This window comes from Collinsella sp. AF28-5AC (assembly GCF_003457875.1).
GTDB lineage: Bacteria > Actinomycetota > Coriobacteriia > Coriobacteriales > Coriobacteriaceae > Collinsella.
This window is the reverse complement of sequence record NZ_QRTA01000043.1, coordinates 1-939: the sequence shown is the minus strand read 5'-3', so window position 1 is coordinate 939 and position 939 is coordinate 1. Positions and strand designations below refer to the sequence as shown.

2 protein-coding genes and 1 pseudogene are annotated in these 939 nt (G+C 72.1%); all 3 read left to right on the top strand.

The features are described 5' to 3' along the window. Positions 1–207 (top strand): annotated as a pseudogene (locus DWZ01_RS10965) (hypothetical protein); the annotation flags it as partial. Beyond that, entirely contained in the window at positions 200–388 is a 189-nt protein-coding gene (locus DWZ01_RS10580; RefSeq protein WP_117848989.1) for a hypothetical protein, read from the top strand. The pseudogene DWZ01_RS10965 and the gene DWZ01_RS10580, both read left to right, overlap by 8 nt. Before the next feature lie 45 nt (positions 389–433). Next, the coding region (locus DWZ01_RS10575; protein ID WP_147332657.1) for a response regulator transcription factor at positions 434–939 on the top strand (506 nt) is incomplete at its 3' end.

Below are 939 nucleotides of genomic sequence, written 5' to 3'. Positions count from 1 at the left end.
GGTGCCCTGGCGACGCCCCTGAGCTGGGTGCCGCTCGCCTGGCCCGCGCGCCTAGGGTCGCTCGGGGTGGAGGCCTTCATCGACGCCGCACGCGCGGCGGGCCCTCTCCTCACGACTGCGCTCGCTGGCCTCGTGCTCGCCCTAGCAGCCGCCGCCGTCCTTCTGGCCTGGTTCTGCCGCTTCGAGGACGGGAGGGCAGATGAGTAGGAAGCCGCTCGCCGCCGTGCTCGCCCTCCTCTCCGCAGCGCTCATCCTGGGCGGGAATGCCCTGCTCGACGCCGGCTGGGGGTCGGCGCTGCGCTCGATCGCCGACCGCGTGCTGCCCAACCCTGAGATCGCCATGTGGGCGCCCGCGCCCGCGGCTGTGCACAGGGCTCTGGATCGCTGAGCGCGGCGCTAGTACAATTCCGACGGGAGTTTCAGGAGGTCTAACATGTCGAAGATACTGGCAGTGGATGATGAGCGGGCGATCCTCGACGCGCTCGCGCGCGTCCTCGGCCGCGACGGCCATGAGGTCGTCAAGACAGCGGACCCGACGACGGTCCCGGGGATGGACCTCTCGCGCTTCGACCTCGTGCTCTGCGACGTCATGATGCCGGGGCTCGACGGCTTCGAGCTCGTGCGGCAGATCCGCCCGGACTTCGACGGGCCCATCGTCTTCCTGACCGCGCGCGTGGCCGAGGAGGACGCCGTGGCCGGCTACGGCCTGGGCGCCGACGACTACGTCCGCAAGCCCTTCGGGGCCGCGGAGCTGCGCGCCAAGGTCGCGGCCCATCTACGCCGTGAGCGCCGGCCGCGCTCGCACGCCCTCTCCTTCGGGGAGGTGCGGATCGACCTCGGGGCTCGCGACCTCGCCGTGGGCGGAGAGGCCGTGCCGCTCACGCCCACCGAGTACGCCATCTGCGAGTACCTCGCCCGCCACCCCGGGCAGGTCATGAG